The organism is Agrobacterium sp. OT33 (assembly GCF_017313365.1).
Lineage (GTDB): Bacteria > Pseudomonadota > Alphaproteobacteria > Rhizobiales > Rhizobiaceae > Agrobacterium > Agrobacterium rhizogenes_A.
On sequence record NZ_JAFLMZ010000007.1, the window covers coordinates 140,966 to 157,043 of the forward strand.

At 59.5% G+C, this 16,078-nt stretch carries 18 protein-coding genes; 9 read left to right on the plus strand and 9 right to left on the minus strand.

Translation table 11 applies throughout. The features are described 5' to 3' along the window. Positions 1-72: 72 nt before the first annotated feature. Together JZX88_RS17545 and JZX88_RS17550 are read right to left on the minus strand one after the other, a co-directional pair. Positions 73-453 (minus strand): YkvA family protein, encoded by a 381-nt coding sequence (locus tag JZX88_RS17545; RefSeq protein WP_065114297.1) that lies wholly within the window; start codon positions 451-453, stop codon positions 73-75. A gap of 51 nt (positions 454-504) precedes the next feature. Beyond that, positions 505-810: a 4a-hydroxytetrahydrobiopterin dehydratase gene (locus JZX88_RS17550; RefSeq protein ID WP_206914297.1), complete on the minus strand. Its 306-nt coding sequence runs from the start codon at positions 808-810 to the stop codon at positions 505-507. A 58-nt stretch (positions 811-868) separates the two neighbouring features. Between JZX88_RS17550 and JZX88_RS17555 the strand changes: the two genes are divergently transcribed. Beyond that, complete coding sequence (locus JZX88_RS17555; RefSeq protein WP_206914298.1) at positions 869-1,348, plus strand: low molecular weight protein-tyrosine-phosphatase; 480 nt, start codon at positions 869-871, stop codon at positions 1,346-1,348. Here the strand turns inward: JZX88_RS17555 and thpR are convergent. Together thpR and JZX88_RS17565 are read right to left on the minus strand one after the other, a co-directional pair. Further along, positions 1,282-1,875 carry an RNA 2',3'-cyclic phosphodiesterase gene (gene thpR, locus JZX88_RS17560; RefSeq protein WP_065114300.1) on the minus strand — a complete coding sequence of 198 codons (594 nt, stop codon included), beginning with the start codon at positions 1,873-1,875 and terminating at the stop codon, positions 1,282-1,284. The genes JZX88_RS17555 and thpR overlap by 67 nt on opposite strands. A 68-nt stretch (positions 1,876-1,943) precedes the next feature. Further along, entirely contained in the window at positions 1,944-2,594 is a 651-nt protein-coding gene (locus JZX88_RS17565; RefSeq protein ID WP_065114301.1) for an arylesterase, read from the minus strand. Between the two features lie 93 nt (positions 2,595-2,687). Here JZX88_RS17565 and JZX88_RS17570 point away from each other — a divergent pair, with 93 nt between their 5' ends. The 3 genes from JZX88_RS17570 (at position 2,688) to JZX88_RS17580 (ending at position 6,912) form a co-directional block, all read left to right on the plus strand. Next, the gene (locus JZX88_RS17570) at positions 2,688-3,398 is read left to right on the plus strand and encodes an ABC transporter ATP-binding protein (RefSeq protein ID WP_142858207.1); all 711 of its coding nucleotides are present in this window, start codon (positions 2,688-2,690) and stop codon (positions 3,396-3,398) included. Next, positions 3,395-5,956, plus strand: a complete 2,562-nt coding sequence (locus JZX88_RS17575; protein WP_206914299.1) for an ABC transporter permease — start codon at positions 3,395-3,397, stop codon at positions 5,954-5,956. The genes JZX88_RS17570 and JZX88_RS17575 overlap by 4 nt, the downstream gene beginning before the upstream one ends. 218 nt (positions 5,957-6,174) lie before the next feature. After that, positions 6,175-6,912: a Bax inhibitor-1/YccA family protein gene (locus tag JZX88_RS17580; protein ID WP_065114304.1), complete on the plus strand. Its 738-nt coding sequence runs from the start codon at positions 6,175-6,177 to the stop codon at positions 6,910-6,912. 128 nt (positions 6,913-7,040) lie between these two features. Here the strand turns inward: JZX88_RS17580 and JZX88_RS17585 are convergent, their stop codons facing one another. The 4 genes from JZX88_RS17585 to JZX88_RS17600 form a co-directional block, all read right to left on the minus strand. Continuing rightward, positions 7,041-7,433 (minus strand): DUF2794 domain-containing protein, encoded by a 393-nt coding sequence (locus tag JZX88_RS17585; RefSeq protein ID WP_065114305.1) that lies wholly within the window; start codon positions 7,431-7,433, stop codon positions 7,041-7,043. A gap of 400 nt (positions 7,434-7,833) precedes the next feature. Next, positions 7,834-8,574, minus strand: coding sequence for a thioredoxin family protein (locus JZX88_RS17590; protein ID WP_065114306.1), 741 nt, complete (start codon positions 8,572-8,574; stop codon positions 7,834-7,836). Positions 8,575-8,769: 195 nt separating this feature from the next. Then, positions 8,770-11,463 carry an aconitate hydratase AcnA gene (acnA, locus tag JZX88_RS17595; RefSeq protein WP_142858213.1) on the minus strand — a complete coding sequence of 898 codons (2,694 nt, stop codon included), beginning with the start codon at positions 11,461-11,463 and terminating at the stop codon, positions 8,770-8,772. 65 nt (positions 11,464-11,528) lie between these two features. Continuing rightward, the gene (locus JZX88_RS17600) at positions 11,529-11,792 is read right to left on the minus strand and encodes a hypothetical protein (RefSeq protein WP_162540188.1); all 264 of its coding nucleotides are present in this window, start codon (positions 11,790-11,792) and stop codon (positions 11,529-11,531) included. On the opposite strand from JZX88_RS17600, the gene ccmA reads away from it, so the two are divergent. From ccmA to JZX88_RS17625, 5 genes are all read left to right on the plus strand, one after another. Next, on the plus strand, positions 11,737-12,378 hold the full coding sequence (ccmA, locus tag JZX88_RS17605) for a heme ABC exporter ATP-binding protein CcmA (protein WP_174030582.1): 642 nt from the start codon (positions 11,737-11,739) through the stop codon (positions 12,376-12,378). The two genes, JZX88_RS17600 and ccmA, sit on opposite strands and share 56 nt — an antisense overlap. Before the next feature lie 202 nt (positions 12,379-12,580). Beyond that, positions 12,581-13,240, plus strand: coding sequence for a heme exporter protein CcmB (ccmB, locus tag JZX88_RS17610; RefSeq protein ID WP_110756695.1), 660 nt, complete (start codon positions 12,581-12,583; stop codon positions 13,238-13,240). 74 nt (positions 13,241-13,314) lie between these two features. Then, positions 13,315-14,076 carry a heme ABC transporter permease gene (locus tag JZX88_RS17615; RefSeq protein ID WP_206914300.1) on the plus strand — a complete coding sequence of 254 codons (762 nt, stop codon included), beginning with the start codon at positions 13,315-13,317 and terminating at the stop codon, positions 14,074-14,076. A gap of 4 nt (positions 14,077-14,080) precedes the next feature. Then, positions 14,081-14,254 (plus strand): heme exporter protein CcmD, encoded by a 174-nt coding sequence (gene ccmD, locus JZX88_RS17620; protein WP_065114311.1) that lies wholly within the window; start codon positions 14,081-14,083, stop codon positions 14,252-14,254. Continuing rightward, complete coding sequence (locus tag JZX88_RS17625) at positions 14,251-14,856, plus strand: DsbE family thiol:disulfide interchange protein (RefSeq protein WP_206914301.1); 606 nt, start codon at positions 14,251-14,253, stop codon at positions 14,854-14,856. Before ccmD ends, JZX88_RS17625 begins: the two co-directional genes overlap by 4 nt. 18 nt (positions 14,857-14,874) lie before the next feature. Here the strand turns inward: JZX88_RS17625 and JZX88_RS17630 are convergent, their stop codons facing one another. Continuing rightward, a complete protein-coding gene (locus JZX88_RS17630; RefSeq protein ID WP_206914302.1) occupies positions 14,875-16,056 on the minus strand; it encodes a diguanylate cyclase in 1,182 nt (393 codons plus the stop codon). Positions 16,057-16,078: the final 22 nt, after the last annotated feature.

Below are 16,078 nucleotides of genomic sequence, written 5' to 3' on the forward strand. Positions count from 1 at the left end.
TGTATGACACATAAATTCAGGCAAGAATTTGTCACCCGCCGGGCTAGGTCGGACGGACACATCACAGAGACGTTACCCTGCTTCCTGCTGCCGCTTCAGCATGGCGTCAGCCGCTTCGTAGTGTTCCATCTTGATATGCGCCCTGATCATGGCAAGCGCCGCGGTGATGACGGCGATGTCGTCGGTAAAACCGATGACGGCGAGCACATCCGGCACGGCATCCATGGGCATGATGAAATAGGCGAGCGCCGCAAGGATGATGCCCTTGGCGCGCAGCGGCGTGTCGCGGTCGATCGCGCAATAATAGGCAGCCGCCGCATCGCGCGCGAAGGGCACCTTCGACATGACGCGCTTCAGCTTGGGCCAGAATTTCGCCCGCACCACATCTTCGCGCTCCTGCTGCCTGTCGGTTTCGCCAGGCAGAAGAATTTCACCGATTTTCACATCATCCATGATCGACGGTCCTCCGGTCATGGCTATTATATGGGACGGAACGCCCGTCGTTCAATTCCCCCGGCCTGCAGCCGCCTTCTGCATGGCTTCGGCCAGAAGAAAATCCCTCTCCGTCACGCCCTGTGAATCATGGGTGGTGAGGCAGACCTTGACCCGCGAATAGACGTTGGACCATTCGGGGTGATGATTGAGCTTCTCCGCCGCAAGGGCCGATTCGGCCATGAAACCGAAGGCTTCGGCAAAACTCGAAAACTTGAAGGATCTGACGATCGCCGCTCCATCCTCGCGCAGGGACCAGCCCTCGAGCTTGACGAGAGTCTGCCGGATGGCCTCCGGTTCGAGTCTGGGATATTTCATGAACTTGCCTCCGCTTGATAACCATTAACGCCTCAACGACCGGATCGACGCATAATCCATGAAACATATCACCGTTCTTTTCGTCTGCATGGGCAATATCTGCCGCTCGCCGCTTGCCGAAGGTATCTTGGCACACCTTGCCGATGCTGAAGGCATGTCCCGCCAAATCATCGTCGATTCCGCCGGCACCGGCGGCTGGCACGCGGGCGATGCGCCCGATCCGCGATCCATCGCCGTGGCACGGCGGCACGGCGTCGATATTTCCCGCCAGCGGGCGAGACAGGTCGCCTCGGCGGACTTCGAAAGCTTCGACCTCATCCTCGCCATGGACGAAAACAATCTGGCGAGCCTGCTTCAATCGAGCCCGCAGGGGCACCGGCACAAAATCCATCTTTTCATGGAATATGCCGCCGGCCGCCGCGAGAATGTCCCCGATCCCTATTACGGGGCCGAGGACGGGTTCCTTGACGTCTACAACATGCTCTTGGCGGGATGCAGATCGCTGCTCGAAAAGATGGAGCTCGACCGCGCCTCGTGAAGCGGGAACGCCTCTTCAACGATATAAGGCCCGCCGCCCACCGATTCCTTGGACGACATCAGCACGAAACGACCGACCGTGAAGGGCGAGGTGCGGAAGTTGCCGCGTCCGGAAAGATACTGCACCACATCGTCCACGCGGGAGGAGCGCAGCCGTGCAAGCGTGACATGCGGCATGAACTTGCGCGGATCGGGCGGCAGACCGATCCTCTGGCAGATTCTTTCGATTTCCGCCTGAAGCGCGTGCATTTCCGGTGAGGGAGAAACTCCGGCCCAGATGGAATGCGGTTTCTTGGAACCGAAGGAACCCATACCGGTGAGGTTGAGCTGGAACTCCGGCCTTTCGATCCGATCCAGCCTGTCCACGACCTCATCGGCGGTCCGCCCGTCGATGTCACCGATAAAACGCAGGGTTATGTGATAATTCTCCACATCGATCCACCGGGCTCCCGGCAGACCACCGCGCAACAATGAGAGGCTCATAGCCGCATTGCGCGGAATTTCGAGGGCGGTAAACAGTCTCGGCATGGCGAGCTCCCCGAATCTCTTGGCAGAACAAGCATAGCGAATCACGCAATGCAGACGGGCGCAAGTGCTTATTTTTTTTGCGCACCGATTGTCTTGATGAAGCTTTCAACAGCCGGCAAAGATTTCTCCACCATCATTGCCACGCCCTTCGTATTGGGGTGCATCTTGTCATCCAGCTTCAGCGCGTCATCCGTCACCACCCCGTCCAGAAAGAAGGGATAAAGCGGCAGGTTGTATTTTTCCGCAAGCTTTGGAAAGATCGGATTGAAGCGCCTGGCATAGTCGTCGCCCATATTCGGCGGCGCCATAATGCCGACCAGCAGCACCGCTATATTGCGTTTCTGAAAACCGGAAATGATGGCGTCAAGGTTCTTTTCCGTCTGTTCCGGCGCAATACCACGCAAGGCATCATTGGCACCGAGCTCCAGAATGACCCCATCCGTGCCATCAGGCACGGACCATTCCGCCCTTGCCAGACCGCCGGAAGACGTATCGCCGGACACGCCGGCATTGGCGACTGCGACGTTGACGCCCTTCGCCTTTAATGCAGCTTCAAGCTGTGCCGTATAGCTGTCGGTGGGGGGCAGCTGATACCCGGCCATGAGGCTGTCGCCAAGACCGACCAGTTGCAATGTCCGCTCCTGAGCCGTGGCCACCGAGGCGGAAAAGGCAGCGGCGAAAATGACGATGAAGTGAAACAGGGCAGCTTTAAATCTCATCACGGCTTTCCTAACTTGGTTCCCATTGTCTGAAATACCGACCGCATCGACACCGCCAGACCGTTTTCATCACCCTATATAGGAACGAGAATTGTGACGAAAAGCATCATAGAGCTGAAGAAGGCCGACCTCACCCTTGGCAACGCCGCCGCCTCCGTCCACGTTCTCAAATCCATCGATCTGTCCATCAGTGAAGGTGAAGCGGTTGGCATCGTCGGCCCTTCCGGCTCGGGAAAATCGACGCTGCTGATGGTACTTGCCGGTCTTGAGCGGCTCGACAGCGGTGAGATCGTCATTGCGGATACGGAACTTCACAGGCTCGGCGAGGATGCGCTGGCGGATTTCCGCGGCAGGAATATCGGCATCGTCTTCCAGTCCTTCCACCTCATCGCCAATATGACGGCTCTGGAAAACGTGGCCGTTCCGCTGGAGCTGGCCAACGTCGCAAACCCCTTCGAAATCGCCAGGCGCGAACTCGTCGCCGTCGGCCTCGGCGAACGCCTCAACCACTATCCCGGCCAGCTTTCCGGCGGCGAGCAGCAGCGTGTCGCCATTGCCCGCGCACTTGCACCTTCGCCGGCCGTGCTGATTGCCGACGAACCGACGGGCAATCTCGATACCGATACCGGCAGGCAGATCGCCGATCTTCTGTTTGCAAAACAGGCCGAACGCGGCATGACCATGGTGCTCGTCACCCATGATCCGTCGCTTGCCGCCCGGTGCTCACGGCAGATCAAGGTGCGATCCGGCGAGATTGAGGGCGACAGCGCCCGTCCCCAGATGGCGCGGGCGGTATCGGCATGATCGGCTCCATTTTCCCGTCTTTCGCCAGTATAAGAAACGCCATGAGGCTTGCGCGCCGCGAAATTCGTGGCGGCCTGCGTGGCTTTTACATTTTCCTCGCCTGCATTGCGCTCGGAACCGGCGCCATAGCCGCCGTCAATTCCGTGTCGCGCGCAGTCACCAGCGCCATAGCCACCGAAGGCCAGTCGATCCTCGCCGGAGACGTCCGTTTCGAACTGCGCAACAGGGAGGCGACGCAGGAGGAACGGGCCTATCTCGACGGCCTTGGTACCGTCGCGGTTTCCACCGGGCTGCGTTCCATGGCACGCCTTGCCGATGGGTCCGAACAGACCCTGACGGAAGTGAAGGCCATCGACGGCGCCTACCCGCTCCATGGCACCTTCGTGGCTGATCCGAACCGGCCGCTGAATGAGCTTCTGGCCGGAAACGGCGACACCTATGGCGCCATTGCCGCACCGCTCTTGCTGGAACGGCTCGGCATCAAGGTCGGCGATGAAGTCCTGCTCGGCAATGCAAAGCTGAAACTGACCGGCACCGTGGTCGACGAGCCGGATGCGCTGTCTGACGGTTTCGGTTTTGCTCCAAGGCTGATGGTCAGCCGCGATGCCCTTTTCGCCTCCGGTCTCGTTCAGACGGGAAGTCTCGTCGAACACGCCTACAAGATCAAACTGAACGATCCTTCGGCGCGGGCAACAATGACCGATGCGGCCAACAAGGCATTTCCGGATGCCGGCTGGTCCGTTCGCACCAGTGATCGGGCAGCGCCATCGCTCACCGAAAACGTCAACCGCTTCTCGCAGTTCCTGACACTGGTGGGCCTCACCGCCCTCATCGTCGGCGGGGTTGGCGTCGCCAATGCCGTTCGCGCGTTTCTGGATTCCAAGCGCACCACCATCGCCTCGCTGAAATGCCTCGGCGCGCCTGCCTCCGTGGTCACCATGACCTATCTCTTCCAGATTGCCTTCATTGCCGCCGTTGGCATCGTCATCGGCCTTCTGGTCGGCGCCATCGCGCCGCTGATTGCCATGCGGTTTCTGGAAGGCGTGCTGCCCGTGCCGGAAGAGCTTGCCTTTTATCCCGGCGCTCTCGGCCTCGCCGCCCTGTTCGGCCTCCTGACGACGCTTGCTTTCGCCATCGTACCGCTCGGTCAGGCGCGCGAGGTGCCGGCGACGGCGCTTTTCCGCGAACAGGGTTTCGAGGAGGGCAGCTGGCCATCCTGGCCTTATCTGGCTGCAACCGGCCTGCTGCTGGCGGCGCTGGCCGCGCTGGCCATCTTCTCGGCGGAAGACCGCTTCATCGCCTCGGTCTTCCTTGCTGCAATCGCATTTGCCTTCGTGGTGCTGCGACTGGTAGCCTCCGGTGTCAAGGCCATCGCCAAACGCAGCCCCCGCGTTCACTCCGCTGCCCTTCGTCTGGCAATCGGCAATATCCATCGCCCCGGCGCGCTCACACCTTCGGTCGTCCTCTCCCTTGGCCTTGGCCTGACCCTGCTCGTGACACTGACGCTGATCGACGGCAATCTGCGCCGCGAGCTGACGGACAGCCTGCCGGAGCGCGCGCCGAACTTCTTCTTCGTCGATATCCAAGGCAGCGAACTTCAGGGCTTCCGCGATCTTCTCAAACGGGAGGCGCCTGATGGCACGCTGACCGAGGTGCCAATGCTGCGCGGCCGCATCCTCGCGCTCAACGGCGAGGATGTGACAAAGATGGAGGTGCCGCCCGCCGGACGCTGGGTGCTGCGCGGCGACCGGGGCATCACCTATTCACGGGATATTCCCGAAAACGCGACACTGACGGAAGGAAGCTGGTGGGGCCCGGACTATAGTGGCGAGCCATTGGTCTCCTTCGCGGCGGAAGAAGCACAGGAACTCGGCCTCAAGATCGGCGACAGCGTCACCGTCAACGTCCTCGGCCGCAGTATCACGGCGAAGATCGCCAATCTGCGCAATGTCGAATGGGAATCCCTCTCGATCAATTTCGTCATGGTGTTTTCGCCAAATACCTTCCGCGGCGCACCCCACGCCTGGCTTGCGACACTTGCCGACCCTTCCGCTTCCGCAAGCGACGAAGGCCGCATATTGCGTTCCGTCACCAATACCTATCCAACGATCACCAGCGTGCGTGTGAAAGATGCGCTCGATGTCGTCAACCGGCTGGTCGGCCAGCTCGCCACCGCCATTCGCGCCGCTGCGGCCGTCGCGCTCATCGCCTCCGTTCTGGTTCTCGCCGGCGCCCTTGCCGCCGGAAACCGCGCCCGCACCCATGACGCGGTCATCCTGAAAACGCTGGGCGGCACGCGAAACCTGCTCATCCGCGCCTTTTCCTACGAATATATGATGCTCGGTCTCGCCACCGCCGTTTTCGCGCTGTTCGCCGGCGGCGTCTCCGCATGGTTCGTGATTGCCCGCATCATGAAACTGCCCTCCAGCTTCCTGCCGGATGTGGCGATCGGCACGCTTGTCGTCGCCCTCGTCATGACGGTCGGCATCGGCCTCATCGGCACCTGGCGGATTCTCGGACAGAAGGCGGCGCCGGTTCTCAGGCAGGCGGGGGAATGATCATCGGTTGTGCGCCGCTTAACTTTAGCGATTAATTCTTTGTAATGATCGCCAAAACGTGAGCGCTTTTCGCGCATATGGTGTCTTTTCGACGGGAAAAGGCCTTGTATCGGACACGTTCTGCCATCATATTCCTGAGCAGGCTTGCTGAAGCTCCGCAGCGGCGCCCGGGAGGTATCCCGACACCGTAGCAATTACGGAGCTCAAAAGAGGAAACAATGGCTGACTTCAATAACTACCAGAACCGCATGGCGCAGACCCGTGCACAGACTGGTGCGATGATCGATGAGGGTCTTCGCGCCTATATGCTCAAGGTTTACAACCTGATGGCGCTGGCTCTGGTCATCACCGGCGTTGCAGCGTTCGGTACCTATACGCTCGCCGCTTCGAACCCGGCCTTCGCCCAGCTGCTTTACGCTTCGCCGTTGCGCTGGGTTGTCATGCTGGCACCGCTCGCACTGGTTTTCTTCCTTAGCTTCCGTATTCAGAACATGAGCGTTTCTGCCGCCCAGACGACCTTCTGGGTCTATGCGGCGCTGATGGGCGTGTCGCTGTCGGCGATCTTCCTGGTCTTTACCGGCCAGAGCATCGTTCAGACGTTCTTCGTGACCGCGGCCTCGTTCGGTGCGCTCTCGCTTTACGGTTACACCACGAAGAAGAACCTTTCCGGCCTCGGTTCGTTCCTCATCATGGGTCTGTTCGGCCTGATCATCGCCTCCATCGTCAACATCTTCCTTGCATCGTCCGCGCTGCAGTTCGCGATTTCCGCGATCGGTGTGCTGATCTTCGCAGGCCTGACCGCCTACGACACCCAGAAGATCAAGGAAATGTATTTTGATGGTGACGACGTTGCCGTGGCCGGTCGCAAGGCCATCATGGGCGCGCTGACCCTCTATCTCGACTTCATCAACCTCTTCACCTTCCTTCTGCAGTTCCTCGGTAACCGCGACGACTAAGGTTGAGAGGCTTTCAAGACAGACATGCGAAAGGCGGCCCTTCGGCCGCCTTTTTATTTGGGAACGGTCATAGCTGACGATGGCTCACCCGCCCGTCCTATCCGGCAGGCAGCCATCGGTTCTGAAGCCTATTCGATGAGTTTCAGGACCTTGTCGAAAACCTTGAGAACCTGCGGCAGCTCATGGCCGCGTTTGAGAATACGGCCATCCGTATTCACCACACAATAAGCCCCCTGTTTCGCCGCCAGCCTGGGGTTCTTCTCAATCCTGTACAGCGGCATTTCACCCGAACGTTTGAAGACCGAAAACACCGCCTTGTCCTTCAGATGGTCAATGGCGTAGTCGCGCCATTCCCCCTCTCCCACCATCCGACCATAGATGCGCAGGATCGCATCCAGCTCGCGGCGGTGAAAGGTGACCGGCAAAGGGTCCTTGTTCTTTTTATATTCGCGGAGATCGATAACGGTGGAATTGTCGCGTGAAGCGGTTTGCACCTGCTGCACATCCGGTTGATCGGTCATCCAATACCTCCGATTCCACCCAAATCACCCAACCAATGTGAGCCTGAGACGGCGAAATTGCAAGCCTTGCGAGGTCTTTGGGTAACGCGCAGGACGATGCGGGAAGACTCTGAAAAATCTTGGTCGGCTATAAAACCGGAAAGCCCGTGACAGGGAAAGGATCGTCGCAATTTCGCGGAAAAGCACTGCCCGCAACAAAAGCAGGGGTAAAAAATGGTAACCATTTAGGCAGCCACTTTCGCAGGGCTTGCCGTATTTCGGTCAAACCATGGCCTGAATTGGGTGGAATAGTCCTATTGTCAATTGATGCCTAGGCACCAAGATGACCCGGTCCGGTGCATTGACCCTTTACCCCCAGCCCCCAATGCCCGGACCGGATCTTCAATCGCCAGGTCGGCGATTATGGCTTTTCATTTCCCAGCAAAATACTTGCGCCGACGATTGCCGCCGGATCACCACTGGCATTGGCCGTCTGCAAAAGCACGGCGCAGCCGCCCTTTTTCACCTTTGCCACGACGCTCGCGGGAAGCTTCACCGTCATCGGCGAACCATCCCACATGCCGACAGTCTGTACGTCGTAGACGCTGTGCCAGTAGGACATTTTTTTCCCCTGGTTCTCGCCCTTCTGCACATCCACCGTCTGTTCACGCGTGAAATAGGCAACGACGACATCGGCCTTGCCGCTGCCGGCACCGATATCAATCTCGACCTCGTCGCCGGCAAATTTTGACGAGACCGGCACGTTCAACCCCTGGCCTTCGCGCTTGAAGGCATCCAGCCTGTCATAAATGCCGCGAACATCCGCACCCTTGACATGGTCGCGGCCGTTGAGAATGGCCTGCGGCGTATAGACCCCGTTGCGGCCCAGCGCCCGCATGTAACCATATTGCCGGTCGGTATTTTCCTTCGAGGCCAGCGAATCGGTCCAGCCAAGATAGTTCCAGTAGTCGACATGGTAGGAAAGGCCGACGACATCGCCCTTCTGGATCATCTTGCGCAGCGCCTCGTCCGCCGGCGGGCAGGATGCACATCCCTGCGATGTGAACAATTCGACAACGCCCTTCACAGCCTCCTGCGCCTGCGCGGAGGTGACGAGAAACGTGCCGAGAAGACATATCGACAGGGGAAATTTCAGCGGCATTACGAAAACCTTTGTCCGGAAGATATCCAGACGAATTGATGCGATCAATCCTGCCGGGATGCAAACCGGAAAATAACGTCTATTGCCCTTCAATAGAAAGTCACGAAGGGGTGAGCGGCAATCACAAAACTATAGTTTCTGAAACGGAGAAAGACGCCGGAATTTCTCCCGGCGTCTTATTGATCCAGAGTTTTATCAAGCGGCCAGATCGCGAAGAACGGTCTGCAGAATGCCGCCATTGTTCATGTAGATCACTTCGTCCAGCGTATCGATGCGGCACAGAAGCGGAACTTCCTTCACCGAACCATCGCTGTAGGTGATCTTGGCGATCTTCTTTTCACGCGGCTTGATTTCGCCTTCGAGACCGTCGATCTCGACGACTTCGTCACCCTTGAGATCGAGGCTCGCCCAGGTCGTGCCCTCCTCGAAAACGAAGGGAACGACGCCCATGCCGACGAGATTCGAACGGTGGATACGCTCAAAAGACTGCGCAATCACGGCCTTGACGCCGAGCAGGTTCGTGCCCTTCGCCGCCCAGTCACGGGACGAGCCGTTACCATATTCGACACCGGCGAAGATGACGAGCGGAACGCCCTCCGCCTTGTATTTCATGGCGGCGTCATAGATCGACATCTCTTCCTTGGACGGATAGTGGATGGTGTAGCCACCTTCCTTGCCGTTCGGGCCAAGCATGTGGTTGCGGATGCGGATATTGGCGAAGGTGCCGCGCATCATCACTTCATGGTTGCCACGACGCGTGCCGTACTGGTTGAAGTCGGCAACGGCAACGCCATGTTCCGTCAGATAGGCGCCCGCAGGCGACGCCGCCTTGATCGAACCGGCCGGAGAAATATGGTCGGTGGTGATCTTGTCGCCGAAGAGACCAAGAACGCGCGCGCCCTTGATGTTCTTCAGGCCCGAACCGGTCTTGCCCATGCCGACAAAGTAGGGCGGGTTCTGGACGTAGGTCGACTGGTCATCCCAGGCATAGGTCTGACCCGGAGGAACCTGAACAGCCTGCCAGTTCGCGTCACCCTTGAACACGTCCGCATATTTCGTTTCATAGAGTTCGCGGGTGACGTATTTCAGGATAAATTCCTGGATTTCCTTCGAGGTCGGCCAGATATCCTTGAGATAGACCGGGTTGCCGTTCTGGTCGTCGCCGATCGGCTCCTTCGTCAGGTCCTTCTGGACCGTGCCGGCAAGGGCATAGGCCACGACGAGCGGCGGCGATGCCAGATAGTTCGCCTGAACATCAGGCGAGATACGGCCTTCGAAGTTGCGGTTGCCCGAGAGAACACCCGATGTGATCAGGCCCTTGTCGTTGATCGTCTTGGAAATCGCAGGCGGCAGCGGACCGGAGTTACCGATGCAGGTCGTGCAGCCGAAGCCGACGAGGTTGAAGCCGATGGCGTCGAGATCCTTCTGCAAACCGGACTTGTCGAGATATTCGGCAACGACCTGCGATCCCGGCGCGAGCGACGTCTTCACCCATGGCTTGGACTTCAGCCCCTTGGCAACCGCGTTGCGGGCAAGAAGGCCGGCCGCGATGAGAACCGATGGGTTGGAAGTGTTGGTGCAGGAGGTGATGGCGGCAATCGCCACATCGCCATGACCGAGATCGAACTCTTCGCCTTCCACCGCATAGCGGTTCGAAAGCTGGCCGGGCTTCTTATAGTCGTTTTCAAGAGCCGTCGCGAAATTCGGCGCGATGGTTTCGAGCGGCAGGCGGCCTTCCGGACGCTTCGGGCCGGCCATCGACGGTACGACATCGCCGAGGTCGAGTTCCAGCGTGTCGGTGAAGACGAGGTCGGAACCGTCGCCGGTACGCCACATGTCCTGCGCCTTCGAATAGGCTTCGACGAGCGCGATGCGGTCCTTGGCACGGCCGGACATGGTCAGGTAGTTGATGGTTTCGCCGTCAACCGGGAAGAAGCCGCAGGTCGCGCCATATTCCGGACCCATATTGCCGATGGTCGCGCGGTCGGCCAGAGACATCGAATCAAGGCCGGGGCCGAAGAATTCGACGAATTTGGAAACGACGCCCTTTTTGCGCAGCATCTGCACCACGGTCAGCACGAGGTCGGTCGCGGTCACACCTTCCTTCACCTTGCCGGTCAGCTTGAAGCCGATGACCTCGGGCAGGAGCATGGAGACCGGCTGGCCGAGCATGGCCGCTTCAGCCTCGATACCGCCGACGCCCCAGCCGAGAACGCCGAGACCATTGATCATGGTCGTGTGGCTGTCCGTGCCGACGCAGGTATCCGGATAGGCAATCGTTTCGCCATCCTCTTCCTTCGTCCAGACGGTCTGGCCGAGATATTCGAGGTTGACCTGGTGACAGATGCCGGTGCCGGGCGGAACGACGCGGAAATTCTTGAACGCCTGCTGGCCCCACTTGAGGAAGCGGTAGCGCTCGCCATTGCGCTCATATTCAAGCTCGACGTTGCGGGCAAAGGCGCTCGGCGTGCCGAATTCATCAACGATGACCGAGTGGTCGATGACGAGATCGACGGGAACGAGCGGATTGATCTTTTCCGGATCGCCACCGAGAGCCTTGATGCCGTCACGCATGGCGGCAAGGTCAACCACGGCGGGAACGCCGGTAAAGTCCTGCATGAGAACGCGGGCGGGGCGGTAGGCGATTTCGGTTTCGGTCAGGCCCTTGTTGTTCAGCCATTCGGAAACGGCCAGAATGTGCTCCTTGGTGACGGACTGGCCGTCCTCGAAACGCAGCAGGTTTTCCAGGAGAACCTTCATGGAATAGGGCAGCTTGGAAACGCCCTTGAGGCCGTTTGCCTCAGCTTTGGGAAGGCTGAAATAGACATAATCCTTACCATCCACGGTAAGGACGGAACGACATTTGAAACTGTCGAGTGATTTGGGCATGGATAAAAACCCCGCTTACTCTGATAGCCAACACGTGCGTGCGGACACCTATGCACTCATGCACATCAGGATGCGGGTGCGACCATTTCCGCTGTCCGCACGTGAAAATTGCTCCTCGCAATCGTCAAGTCCGGCGCAAGATGATGTTCACGCCGGCCGCTGGCGTGGTTGACACCCATATAGATAATTTCGGAGAAACGTGCCAGACCATCAGGGACCCAAATCGATATTTTTTGTAATCGAGACGATGAAAATCTTAAACGGAACCGCAGCATGGATTTGACGGCGGAAAATCTCGGCGTTCGGCGCGGTGAAGATTTCATATTCATGAATATTTCCTTCAAGTTAAGTGACGGCGAGGCGCTGGTGCTGACCGGTCGAAACGGTTCGGGCAAATCGACTCTTCTGCGCACGGTGGCCGGCCTGCTGCGGCCCGAACAGGGACGGATAAAGATAGCCGGCGAAGAGATAGAGGAGGGCATGCGACCCTCGGAAGCCTGTCATTATCTCGGCCACCGCAATGCGATGAAAACGGAGCTGACCGTTGCTGAAAATCTCGAATTCTGGAAAGACTTCCTCGGTGATTTCTCCGGTGGCGCGAGCGTGGCAATTGATGAGGCGGCGGAGATCGTCGGTCTCTCCGGCATTACCCACCTGCCTTTCGGTTATCTCTCCGCCGGCCAGCAACGGCGTTTTGCCATGGCGAAACTTCTGATCGCCTGGCGGCCGGTATGGATTCTCGACGAACCGACGGCTGCTCTCGACAGGGCGGCGGACGCCATGTTTACCGATCTCGTCAAGAGCCATCTGGGAAAGGGCGGCATTGTCATGGCTGCGACGCATCAGCCTTTGGGGCTGGAGAATGCGCGGGAATTGCGGATGACGGGGTTTGTGGGTGTGGAGGCCTGGGCATGAACGGTTTGCGCGTGTGGCTTACCCCCCTCTGCCCTGCCGGGCATCTCCCCCTCAAGGGGGGAGATCGACTCGTGGTGAGCTCTCGTCCATCTGAAAGCTTGAGAATGGAGTGGCGAAATCGCGTCTTGCCGATCTCCCCCCTTGAGGGGGAGATGCCCGGCAGGGCAGAGGGGGGTAAAACCCCAGACGCGGAGCAACCCCAATGACCGCCCTCCTCCTCCGCGACATCAAACTCTCCATCCGCGCCGGCGGCGGTGCCTTGATCGGCGTGCTGTTCTTCATGACCGTTGTTGCCGTCATTCCCTTCGGCGTCGGCCCGGATCTCAACCTGCTCGCCCGCATCGGCCCCGCCATCGTCTGGATCGGCGCGCTTCTGTCCGCCCTTCTCGGCCTTGACCGGCTGTTTCAGGCCGAGCGGGATGACGGTTCGCTGGATCTCATTCTCATGCAGGAAACCCCGCTGGTGCTGACGGTGTTCGTCAAATGCCTGGCGCATTGGGTGGCGACCGGCCTGCCCCTGGTTTTGGCCTCGCCGCTGCTCGGGCTGTTCATGAATATGGACGAGGTGGCAATCGGCGCCGTGATGCTTACCCTTCTCGTCGGTTCGCCGGCCATCACCTTCATCGGTGCGGTGGGTGCGGCGGTGGCCGTCGCGCTGCCGCGTGGCGGCCTTCTGGTCTCCATCCTCGTGCTGCCGCTCGCCATTCCCGTCCTGATCTTCGGCGTCAGCGCCTCCTATGCGGCGGTGCAGGACCCGGCGCCCTTTATGCCGCCTTTCCTCATTCTCTGCGCGATCACGTTATTTTCAGCCGTGACCGGCCCTTTCTTTGCCGCTTTGGCACTGCGCAATGTTATGGATTGATGAAACCGCGCCAGACGATCGCCTGTTGACAGGGATCAATTGCGGGGCGGCCATTCTCGGGTTACACAAACGGCATGAACGAGCAGACCTTCACCATCACCAAATTCAGTGATCTCGCCAATCCCACGCGGTTTCTGGCGCTGGCGGCACGCATTCTGCCCTGGCTCACCGCGCTCACGGCGCTGGTGCTGGCCGCTGGTCTTTATCTCTCCTTCACCACCGAAGGCGATTACCAGCAGGGTTATACCGTGCGCATCATGTATGTGCATGTCCCCTCCGCCTGGCTGGCCATGATGTGCTATTCGGTCATGGCGGTCTCGGCCATCGGAACCCTCGTCTGGCGTCATCCGCTGGCAGATGTCAGCCACAAGGCCGCCGCCCCGATCGGCGCCGCCTTTACGCTGATTGCGCTCATCACCGGCTCGCTCTGGGGCAAACCCATGTGGGGAACCTGGTGGGTGTGGGATGCGCGGCTGACCTCCGTCTTTGTGCTTTTCCTGATGTATCTGGGGCTCATCGCGCTCAATCGCGCCATGGACGATCCCTCCAGAGCCGCCCGTGTCAGCGCCGTGCTGATCCTCGTCGGTTTCGTGAACATTCCCATCATCAAGTTTTCGGTCGAATGGTGGAACACGCTGCACCAGCCGGCAAGCGTCATCCGCATGGGCGGCTCCGCCATCGATGCGGAATTTCTCTGGCCGCTTCTGACCATGGCCATCGGTTTCACGCTGCTGTTCTTCACCTTGCATATCGCCGCCATGCGCAATGAAATCTGGCGCCGGCGCGTGGCCGCGCAACGGCGGCTTGCCGCGCGCATGGCCAACCGGGAGGGCTGAGGTGATGACACACGCCTTTTATATCGGCATGTCCTATGCGGCGACCGGGCTTGTCGTTCTCTGTCTCATCGCCTGGGTCGTCGTGGACGGTCAGGCGCGCAAACGGGAACTGAAGCAGCTGGAGGCATCCGGCGTGCGCCGCAGGGCAAGAGCCGGTTCAGCAGGTGACGGGCAATGACGCAGGCCAGCCAGAATCAGGATTCCAAAACCAAGACGACTGGCCGCGCCCGTTATGCGCTGGCCCTGCTGCCGCTTCTGCTTTTTGGCGGTTTTGCCCTTGTCGCCGGCAAGATGCTTTATGATCAGGATGTGAACGGGCTGGATATCAGCGCCATCCCGTCAGCGCTTATCGGCACCAAGGCACCGTCGCTGTCGCTGCCGCCGCTGGAAGGCTCGAACCTGCCGGCGCTCACCGATGCCGCCATCAAGGGCAAGCTGACGCTGGTGAACGTCTTCGCCTCCTGGTGCATTCCCTGCCGGCAGGAACACCCGCTGCTTCAGGAACTGGCCAAGGACAGCCGTATCACCGTCGTCGGCATCAACTACAAGGACAAGCAGGACAATGCGCTTCGCTTCCTCGGCGAGCTCGGCAATCCCTTTGCCGCGATAGGCGTCGATCCGAACGGCAAGGCGGCAATCGACTGGGGCGTCTATGGCATTCCCGAAAGTTATCTGGTCGGTGCCGATGGCACGATCCTTTACAAAAAGGTCGGTCCTTTCGATGCCCGCAGTGTCGAGCGTGACCTGCTGCCGGCCATCAGCGCCGCAGCCGGGAAGTAACGTCAAACCGCAAGGACGTCACGCCTTGGTAATGACCCTGAGCGAAGGACCTTCGGCAGGCAGACGTATGCCTTCCAGCACCACCTGATCGCGCCCGCCTCGCTTTGCGGCATAGAGACTGTCATCAGCCCGTTTGATGGTATCGTGGATGGAATGATCGCCCCTTGCAACAGCCGAGACACCGAAGCTCGCCGTGATCTGGCTGCTGACACCCCGATTGCGCCAATCGAGCGATGAAAGGTCGACACGCATGCGGCTGGCAAGCTGGCCGGCTTCCAAAGCCGTCTGGCCGGGCACGAACACCACGAATTCCTCACCGCCGAAACGTGCCACCAGCGCATCTTCCGGCGCGTTTCTCCTGAGGAGGTCGGAAAGGCCGATGAGCACGATATCTCCGGCGGCATGGCCATACACATCATTGATGTGTTTGAAATGGTCTATGTCACAGGCAATGATCGCACCTTCGGGTGTATCGTTGCGGAAATCGGGAACGCGCCGGTCGAAGCCGCGGCGGTTCAGCACATCCGTCAGCGGATCATGTTCCGCCGCGTGCATGTGACGGTCAACGGTAACGGAAATCTGGCTCGCAAGCACAGACAGCGCGAGCAGGAAGCCGAATATGCTCGCCGCAAGCTGCATATAGAAGGCGTAATCCGACTCGAAGAATTCACTCAACTCAATCATCGAGCCAGTCGGCGTCATCACGAGCAGCATGACGATACGCACCAGTGTCTCCAGCACAACGAGCGATGCAATCAACACCATCAGCCTGTCGGCGAGTGCGACGGGCCGCTTGCGCACGAGCCAGACCGGAAAAGCAAGCAGCAGCGCGCAGACAAGATCACCGATGACGAGTTCGCGCTTCAGATCCGGCGTGACGAAGACATGGAATGCGACCAGCACCACCGCGACAACCACGGCCGATAGCCGAACCGTGGTATAAAGCGGCCGCTGGAAATGGGTGAGCAGCGCATGGCCATAGAGGAAGAAGGCGGAGAAGAACAGCAGGTTCGAAAGGATCGCCTGGATCTCGAAGGGCAGGCCGCCGAGCACGAGAGGCGTTGCAAAACCGAAAGCCGCCGAAAGATATCCGATACCCCAGTAGCGTGCCGAAGCGTGACCGATCCTCTGCAGGAACAGGAACACCACACCAAAGGTCAGCATGATGAAGGGGAGAAGATAGGCGAAGTTATCTTGCAATGGGTTCTGCCGGAGGGAGAGA

Bases quoted from the DNA above. Each gene is read 5' to 3' on its own strand.
- JZX88_RS17545 (WP_065114297.1), bottom strand. From the start codon at position 453: ATGGATGATGTGAAAATCGGTGAAATTCTTCTGCCTGGCGAAACCGAC.
- JZX88_RS17550 (WP_206914297.1), bottom strand. From the start codon at position 810: ATGAAATATCCCAGACTCGAACCGGAGGCCATCCGGCAGACTCTCGTC.
- JZX88_RS17555 (WP_206914298.1), top strand. From the start codon at position 869: ATGAAACATATCACCGTTCTTTTCGTCTGCATGGGCAATATCTGCCGC.
- thpR (WP_065114300.1), bottom strand. From the start codon at position 1,875: ATGCCGAGACTGTTTACCGCCCTCGAAATTCCGCGCAATGCGGCTATG.
- JZX88_RS17565 (WP_065114301.1), bottom strand. From the start codon at position 2,594: ATGAGATTTAAAGCTGCCCTGTTTCACTTCATCGTCATTTTCGCCGCT.
- JZX88_RS17575 (WP_206914299.1), top strand. From the start codon at position 3,395: ATGATCGGCTCCATTTTCCCGTCTTTCGCCAGTATAAGAAACGCCATG.
- JZX88_RS17580 (WP_065114304.1), top strand. From the start codon at position 6,175: ATGGCTGACTTCAATAACTACCAGAACCGCATGGCGCAGACCCGTGCA.
- JZX88_RS17585 (WP_065114305.1), bottom strand. From the start codon at position 7,433: ATGACCGATCAACCGGATGTGCAGCAGGTGCAAACCGCTTCACGCGAC.
- JZX88_RS17590 (WP_065114306.1), bottom strand. From the start codon at position 8,574: ATGCCGCTGAAATTTCCCCTGTCGATATGTCTTCTCGGCACGTTTCTC.
- acnA (WP_142858213.1), bottom strand. From the start codon at position 11,463: ATGCCCAAATCACTCGACAGTTTCAAATGTCGTTCCGTCCTTACCGTG.
- ccmA (WP_174030582.1), top strand. From the start codon at position 11,737: ATGGATTTGACGGCGGAAAATCTCGGCGTTCGGCGCGGTGAAGATTTC.
- JZX88_RS17600 (WP_162540188.1), bottom strand. From the start codon at position 11,792: ATGAATATGAAATCTTCACCGCGCCGAACGCCGAGATTTTCCGCCGTC.
- ccmB (WP_110756695.1), top strand. From the start codon at position 12,581: ATGACCGCCCTCCTCCTCCGCGACATCAAACTCTCCATCCGCGCCGGC.
- JZX88_RS17615 (WP_206914300.1), top strand. From the start codon at position 13,315: ATGAACGAGCAGACCTTCACCATCACCAAATTCAGTGATCTCGCCAAT.
- ccmD (WP_065114311.1), top strand. From the start codon at position 14,081: ATGACACACGCCTTTTATATCGGCATGTCCTATGCGGCGACCGGGCTT.
- JZX88_RS17625 (WP_206914301.1), top strand. From the start codon at position 14,251: ATGACGCAGGCCAGCCAGAATCAGGATTCCAAAACCAAGACGACTGGC.